A 7,719-nucleotide genomic window follows, 5' to 3' on the forward strand; every position below is an offset into this window, starting at 1 on the left:
CAAGGAAAACCATGAACAACCACACGCGTATCACCGTCGACGACGAGACTCGGCGGGTACTCGACGAACTCAGCGGGCACCTCGCACAGACGCCCCCGTGGGCCGGCCGGCTCACGGACGATCTGCAGACTGAAATCCGCGATGCGACACGCGGTGCGCTGGCCGCGCCGATCAAGTCGATCGGGCAGATCGACGCCCAACTCGTCGCACTCCAGGCCCGGATCGCAGCGGTCACCGACACGCTCGCCGGATTGACCGGCTCGTCGCAGACGCTCGACGGCCGTGTCGGCGCGCTGACGGCGGTGCTCGAGCAGCAGGTGCGTGCGGTCGACGCCCTCGCCGCGCGCAGCGACGAGGCGAACCAGGCTGCGGCCGCGCAGACGCGGACCATCGCCGGGCTGCAGCAGCAGGCGCAGACGACGAACGATAAGGCGGACGCGTTGCATGCGATCGCCGATGTGCATGAACGTCAGCTTGCCACCCTGATCGATCACGCACAGAAGCTGGGTGCGGCTACCGAAGCGTTGCTCGGGACGCACGCGCTGTTGCTCGACGTGCAAACGGCCCAGGCCACCCAGCGGGATGTGCTGCAAACCGTACTGCGGCGCGTCGATCACCTGTCGAAGCCCTGGTGGAAGCGTTTGTTCGGCGGCGCGGGGGAAGCACGATGACGAATCGCACCGTGATGCTCGAATTGCTGGCCGCGCCGCAATGGCAGATGCTCGGCGAACGCTACGATCCGCAGGCTCCGAACCAGGCCGCACCGGGCCTCGTCGAGCGCTTGCGCGCGTACCGTGGCCAGCTGTCGGCCGAGCGCTTTGTGCTGCCGATCGCCGGTATCCAGGGGAGCGGCAAGAGCACGTTGCTGAATGCACTGGCATTCGACGAGCCCGTGTTGCCGATCGATGCGGACGAAACCACCTGCGTGCCGGTTGAAATTGCCTGGGCGGCCGAGCAGAGTCCGCACGCGCAGGTTCACTTCGCAGATGGCCGCGTCGAAACGCTGCCTTGCACCGAGGATGCGCTGCGCTCGGTCGTGCACAACGAGCACAATCCCGGCAACGCCAAACAGGTGACGCGTGTCGTGCTCACTTCGAACCGCGAGCTGTTCCGGCATGGGCTGGTGCTGGTCGACCTGCCGGGCGTCGGCAGCCTGACGCAGGCCAACCGGGAAACCACGCAGCGGTACCTCGCGGAAGCGGTCGGCGTGATCTTCATGCTGCGCACGGTTCCGCCGCTGACCCGTTCGGAAGCCGTGTTTGTCCGGATGCAGTGGGCGTCGCTACGGACGGCGATCTTCGTGCAGAACCGCTGGAACGACGAGTCCGACGACGAGGCGCAGGCCGGCCGCGAGCACAACGAGAAGGTGTTGCGGCAGATTGCCGAGCAGGCCGGCATTCCGATTGACGCGCCGCCCGCGATTCATGTCGTGAACGGATTCGATGCGCTGCGCGGTGCGCTGAGCCGGAACGACGGACTCGTCGAGGCGTCGGGGCTGGCCGCACTGGGCGCCGAACTCGGTCGCTTCGGCACCGAATGGGCGGTGCGTGTAGCCGACGTCGTCGCGACGGCGATCGGCGCGGATCTCGACCGGGCGGCCGCTGTCGTCGGCGGCCGCCTGGCCGAAACGAAGCTCGATCGCAGTGCGCACGCGGCCCTCATGGCGGAGGACGCGCGGCAGTATATGGAGCGCCTGAAAGCGCTCGACGAGCGCGGTGCGCGCATGCGGGACGATGCGGACGCATTTCGCCGGGCCGTGCGGCAGCAGTTGCGGGCGTGGGCGGACGAGAAGGGTACGGAACTGCGCCGGCGCATGCAAACCAAGATGCGGGCGGGCATTGTCGACGGGCCGCGCCTGTCACGTGCGCTGAAAGACGAACAGTCGGACGCGACCGACGACATCTTCAATCAGGTGCAGGACGATGCACTTGCGATGCAGGAGCGCTTGCGCATGGATCTCGACGGGCTCGACGCATGGTCCGCCGACATGCCGGATATCACCTTCACGGTCGACAAGGCGGAAAGCACGCGATTCGAGAATCTGGCTGGCCGTATCGGAGGCGCCGCGGGCGGCGTGTGGGCGGCCGTGGAAGCAGGCGCGCTGGTCGGCGGTTTCGGCGGACCGATCGGCGCGCTGATCGGTGGTGCCGTCGGCGGCCTGCTGGGTGCGATGGCGGGCAATTGGCTCGGCGGCAAGGCCAAGGAAGGGGTGACCGTGCTTCGCGCGCGCGCCGTGGAGCCAGAAGTGTTTGCCGCCATCGACCGGTACGTGTCGGAGACGTCGGCCGCGCTCAACCGGATCGCCGACGAATTCGTCGACCATCTCGACGCGGTACTCGAACACTGGCGCGCGGCGAAGTCGGCCGCATACGAGCAGGAGCGGCAGGGCTCGCTGTCGATGATGAACCTGTCGGCCGACGAGAAAGCGCGCGCGGCTGACGGCCTGACCGCCGATCTCGACGCAATTGATGCGTTGCGCGGCAAGCTGACGGAGGCACGGTAATGACGACTCGCTCCCACCACTGGATCGACGGGGCCGGCCAGCTCGTCGACCTGCTCGAACACAGTGGCGACGACACGCGGGCGAGCCTCGCGCGCCTGCTGCTGAATCGTCTGACGTTGCCGCAGGCGTATGTGACCGTCGTTGGCGAGACCAGCACCGGTAAATCGTCGCTGATCAACGCGCTCCTCGGGCAGGATCTGTTGCCGTCGAGCGCGCGTCCGACGACCGGCATGGTCACCCATGTCGCGTGCCGCGACGAGGCTGCCTCGCGCTACTTCGCGATCTATCGCGACGCGACCCAGGAAACGATCGAGTACGAGCGGTTCCGTGCGCTGAGCGAGGCGCCCGAAGGCGATGTGTTGCGTCTGCAGGTCCGGACGAGACCCAAGGCCGCCGGAAACGTCGGCCTGCACGTGTTCGATACGCCGGGCTACAACGCGGTGCTGAGCGAGCACGAGGAAGTGCTGATGAACTTCCTGCCGAACAGCGACGTGATCGTCTTCGTCGTGGGCTACCGCACCGGCTTCGGCCAGTCCGACCAGGATCTGTTCGAGGCAATCTCGGCTGCGACCGCGCACGACACCACGATTCCGCTGGTGCTGGCGATCAACCGCGTGCCGGCAGGTTGCGGCCCCGACGACAAGCGCGTGGCCGAGATCCGGCGGCTGGCGGAAGACGGACTCCGGCGGCCGCTGACGCTGCAGCTCATCGCGTCGGCGAACGGCGTGCCGGTCGCACAGGCACCGCTTGCGGCCGACGGATTGTGGGACGAAGTGCGCCGGCACGCGTTCGATTCCGTCGTGCTCGAGACCGTGCAGGAACGGCTGCAGGAGAACGTGCTCGCCGTGCTCGACGATGCCGACACGGTGCTCGAGCGCGAGGAAGCCGCGCTGTCGGCCGATGCCGACGAAGCCGAGGCGATCGTGCGCGCACTGGACATCACGCGTGCGGCCAGGGCCGAGTCGCTGCGTGAAATCGAACGGACGATGGCGAACCTCGAAACCGCGCTGCCGCGTTTGCTGGATTCCCTCGTTGGCGCGTCGCTGCAGCAGGTTGAAGTCGAAATCCAGGGCGCAGACAAATGGCTCGGCTTCAACGATTGTGCGCAATGGGTTGCGAGCCATTGCCTGCCGTTCGAGGTGCGCCGGATCGGTCGCCAGCTCGAGGCGCACATGGAGGTCGAGATGGTGGCGCTGAACCGGCGGCTCGAGGAAATCGCGAATACCGCGATCGGTGAGCTCGACAAGACCGTGTCGTTGCGGCCGGACGATCCGGTGCGGCGCTTCACGCTGAACGTATCGCGCACGATCGCGCAGCGCCTGGCCGGCAACGCCGTGAACGCGATGCTGAAAGGGATCGGCGGTGTCGGCGGCGCGGCCGCCGGCGCGGGCAACCTCGCGAAGATGGCGGTCAAACGGATCGGCGAGCTGTTCGGCCAGCGGTTCGGGCGCGAAGTCTACGACCAGATCGGCCGCGTTTTCACGAAGCGCCTGATGGAGCGACTGACCGTCGCGGTGACGGTGCTCGTCGAGATCGGCTCGTTCGTCTACGAGGCGCAGGTCTGGCAGCGCAAGCTGATCGAGCAGAGCCGCGAGGCCGTCGGCAATTGGCGAGCCGATATCGATCGGGTGCTGCGCGATCAACACCTGCCGTTGCTGCGCACGTCCAACGTGGCGATCGTCGACGAGCTGTACGGCGAATTTGAAAACAATCCGGTGGCGGCGCCCGAGCGCGCCGCTCGCCTGGCCGATGTGCAGGGCACGCGCCAGCAGTTGGCGGGTTTGCGTACCCGACTGACACAGACGGTCAATCCCTGAACACGAAAGGAATAGATGATGAGCGATGATTCGATGGATCTGCCGGCCCGCCGGCCGGCAACGCTGCCTGCCGAACGTTCCGGCCCGCCGGCGACCGGCCGCGGTGGCTTCACCGAGCGGCAGGTCGACGCGCTGATCGCCGGCGGCACGCAGGCGGCAACCAACATGCTGACGATCGCGACCAATCTCTCCGAGATCGCGAAAATCCGCGCGAACTCGCAGGCACAGGTCGATCAGATCGAGGCACGCACCCGTCAGGTACGCGAAGCGTTCCGCGCCGAAGTCGAGCGCCTGTCGGTCATGCGCGACACGATCGTTACCCGTGGCGACACGGCGGTCAAGCTGATCCGCGAAGTGCTCGCCGGCATTCCGGAATCCGACCCGCAGTCGCGTCAGCAGGCGCTGGAGATGCTGACGAAGATGGTCGAGGTGGTCGTCGCGGATCCCGGTGCATCGTCGGTGCCGCGGCCGTGATCGCCGATTTTTCCTCGATCGCCGTCGATCTCGTCGAGCTGGTTCGCGCGTTGGAGCTCGAGCGCGCGACTCAGCTTGCGCAGGCGGCGCGGCGCGACGCACAGCGGTCGCATTTCGACGATCGTCAGCAGACCGTCCATGCACTGACGCTGGCGATCGTTGACGCGAAGAAGCAGCGTGCGAAGCTGTTCGACGTGGTGGACGCGCTGCCGTCGTCCGAGCAGGCGCATGCGCGTCACACGGTCGAAGGCATCTGCCGCCTGTTGTTCGATGAACAGATCGCGTCACTGGTGACGCGCAAGCGGCAGATCTCGCGGCCGTCTCGATAGGGTGTCACGGGCGGTGAAGGCGCGGATGTTGCGTCAATCAGAAAAGGGGCAATCAATGAATCGCCATGACTTCGTTGCGCAACGTCCGGTAGCGGACTTCGTGACGTGGCTCGCCGAGCATCTGCCAACACTGCCCGTGCACCTGCGGTTTGCCCGCAGCAAGTTCGTTCCGGGCGGCCTGGATAGGCGCGTGAACGGCATCGAAGCCGTTCTCGCCAATTACTGCTGGAACAGTGCGTGGATCGATCCGGACACGCGGCGACGGATCGACTCGCACGACTGGCCGACGACGCGGGCCTCGCTTCGGCAACTGAGCATCCTGTTGCGTGCGGCCGTCGCCAGTGGCGACGACGACCGTGCGGGTGCGGTCGCGCGCGAGATATTGCGATGGGGCGGTGTATTCGGCGCGATCCCGTTTATCGAGTCGAAGGTTCGGAACCGGACATTCTGCGCGTACCTGCAGTCGCTTGAGCTGCTGTTCGCGCTGGATGGCCCGCAGACGACGAACGACTTGCATGCGCGCAATATCGCGCGTTTCGACGCCGGGCTGACCAAGATACATGCGCTGCTGGATACGACCGGGTCGCCGATCTACGACAGCCGGGTTGGCGCGGCATTGGCGATGCTCTACGAGCAGTTTCGGCATGAGGCCGGCCGCGCTGGCGTCCAGTATGCGCCACTCGGCTTTCCGTCGGGGCAGGCGCGCGGCGATCAGATCCGCGATCCGGGTGATTTGGGTTTCGCGGCCGCGCCGCAGTTTTATACACGCCGGGTACCGGCGGAATGCTGGGCGCGCTGGCAGGTATGCGCGGGCTGGATCATTCGCGCCGTGCTCGAACGGACGACGTTGTTTGCGGACGAGCCTCATGGCGACGACGCGAGCTCGATCGCGGCGCGCTGTCACGCGTTCGAAGCCGCACTTTTCATGATCGGGTATGACATCCGCAGCGTGACCGACGGCGACCGTGGCGGCGATGTCGGGCGCCCCAAGGGCGAGCCGACCGTCTTTGTCCGGAGGAGAAACTGGGTGCCAACGGGGCATCCGTTCAAAGATACGCTGAGTACTTATCGCGAACACCGCGAAGACGGTCCGGAGATTCACGATGCCAACGCGTTCAGGCAATGGCTTGACCGGCCGGAATATGCAACCCTGTACAAAAAATTCAGGAAAAATTTCCGGAGCTACACTTATCCATTCGGCGAGCGGGAACTCAATCTGTACGATCGCTCGTTGAAGGAAATCAAGGAAATCTCGGATGGTGGCGAAACGGGCCTGTACACGGCGAACTACGGGGAGCGTGAATTCATTCCCGGTGACGAACGCGCACAGGTTCTGCTGGTCGACGCAGGGCTGACCGGCTATTGCTACTTGGCCGATACGACGCGCGAGGCACGCAAGCATCGTCTCATCGCGGGCGGATTGGCTGGCACGGAAAATTCGGCTGAAACGCTGATGTACGTCGGACGCAGCGTCGGCCGCCATTTCAGGTTGCTGGACGAGCAGGACCATCCGACGGCACTTTTCTTCCAGTTCTTCGGCGAGGGCTTCGACGACTTTCGCCAGCGCCTGCGAGTCGACCGCAACGGTCGCGATCTGGGAGCGAGCTAGGCGGCCGCACGGCATCGGAACACGGGATGCCCTGATCCGGGATCGCCGCCGGTTTTCCCGCAGTCATCCCGGACGCAATCGCAGCGATGACAGGACCGGCGCCGCGCTATAGCATGGTCGGCAATCGCGGCGCGGCGCGCGCCATTCCCGGTCGAGAGACGACAGGAAAACCATGCCGACGTTGACGATCGAACCGCTGGAGCCCGACGAGCGGGCGCGGCTGCGCGGCACCCGAGGCGGCGGCCTGTTCCTCCTGGCGCTGGCCTTCGCGTTTCCCGCGATTCCCGTGGGCTGTGCGTTCCTCACGCATCCGATGCCGTACCCGCTGATGACGCTCGCCGGGATTGCGCTGATCATCGCGACGGCCTGCCTGATCGTGTACCTGATCTACCGATGGGGCGAGCACAAGGTCTCGCTCGACCTGAAAGCCAACCGGAAGCTCGTGCTCGACACGACGATCGCCCGGCTCGACGAGCGGTATTTTCGCGGCATTTCGAGCTACTACCTGAACGTTGCTGACGACGGCCCCGATGTGCCGCGCCGGCGCTTTCAGATCGACAAGGCCGTTTATGAGCAGTTGCGCAACGGCGAGCGTATCCGTATCGCGTTCGTGCCGATTTCCGGCCGCGTGCTGGAGATCGAGTCGGCGGCGGGCCGGCACCTGATCTGAATCCGGGGTGATTCGCCGCGCGGGCGGTCGGCGGCGCGCATTGCCTGAAATGCGGCGGAAAGATCCGATCCGCACGACTGTTTCGCCGGTCGCGATCAATCGCATCGATACCTTGAGTTTCATCATCCAGCGCGCTACATTGCCGCTCGCAGAATTCCGCACGGACTCCTGCGCACCCTGTAATTCGTACGTAAGGAACCCCGATGGGGCAACAGGCGGAAGGCAACGACGACATTCCCGGCAGCCCGGCCGGCCGCGACGCACTCGCGCCGGTCGCAGGGGCCGCCGCGTTGCTGGTCGCCGCGCTCGGCACGCTG

Annotated in this window: 7 protein-coding genes; all 7 read left to right on the forward strand. The window is 66.0% G+C overall.

Going from position 1 to position 7,719, the window contains the following annotated elements; translation table 11 throughout:
- Nucleotides 1–11: 11 nt before the first annotated feature.
- The 7 genes from G3N93_RS08845 to G3N93_RS08875 all read left to right on the forward strand — a co-directional run bounded on the left by G3N93_RS08845 (nt 12) and on the right by G3N93_RS08875 (nt 7,402).
- Nucleotides 12–671 carry a hypothetical protein gene (locus tag G3N93_RS08845; protein WP_206132810.1) on the forward strand — a complete coding sequence of 220 codons (660 nt, stop codon included), beginning with the start codon at nt 12–14 and terminating at the stop codon, nt 669–671.
- Nucleotides 668–2,503, forward strand: coding sequence for a dynamin family protein (locus G3N93_RS08850; protein WP_206132811.1), 1,836 nt, complete (start codon nt 668–670; stop codon nt 2,501–2,503). The genes G3N93_RS08845 and G3N93_RS08850 overlap by 4 nt, the downstream gene beginning before the upstream one ends.
- A complete protein-coding gene (locus tag G3N93_RS08855; protein ID WP_206132812.1) occupies nt 2,503–4,320 on the forward strand; it encodes a dynamin family protein in 1,818 nt (605 codons plus the stop codon). Before G3N93_RS08850 ends, G3N93_RS08855 begins: the two co-directional genes overlap by 1 nt.
- A gap of 18 nt (nt 4,321–4,338) precedes the next feature.
- Nucleotides 4,339–4,794 carry a hypothetical protein gene (locus G3N93_RS08860; RefSeq protein WP_206132813.1) on the forward strand — a complete coding sequence of 152 codons (456 nt, stop codon included), beginning with the start codon at nt 4,339–4,341 and terminating at the stop codon, nt 4,792–4,794.
- The gene (locus tag G3N93_RS08865; RefSeq protein ID WP_206132814.1) at nt 4,791–5,123 is read left to right on the forward strand and encodes a hypothetical protein; all 333 of its coding nucleotides are present in this window, start codon (nt 4,791–4,793) and stop codon (nt 5,121–5,123) included. Before G3N93_RS08860 ends, G3N93_RS08865 begins: the two co-directional genes overlap by 4 nt.
- A gap of 55 nt (nt 5,124–5,178) precedes the next feature.
- Nucleotides 5,179–6,732: a hypothetical protein gene (locus tag G3N93_RS08870; RefSeq protein WP_206132815.1), complete on the forward strand. Its 1,554-nt coding sequence runs from the start codon at nt 5,179–5,181 to the stop codon at nt 6,730–6,732.
- 172 nt (nt 6,733–6,904) lie between these two features.
- Nucleotides 6,905–7,402, forward strand: coding sequence for a hypothetical protein (locus tag G3N93_RS08875; protein WP_206132816.1), 498 nt, complete (start codon nt 6,905–6,907; stop codon nt 7,400–7,402).
- Nucleotides 7,403–7,719: the final 317 nt, after the last annotated feature.

The sequence above is a fragment of the Burkholderia sp. Se-20378 genome, from assembly GCF_017104665.1.
Lineage (GTDB): Bacteria > Pseudomonadota > Gammaproteobacteria > Burkholderiales > Burkholderiaceae > Burkholderia > Burkholderia lata.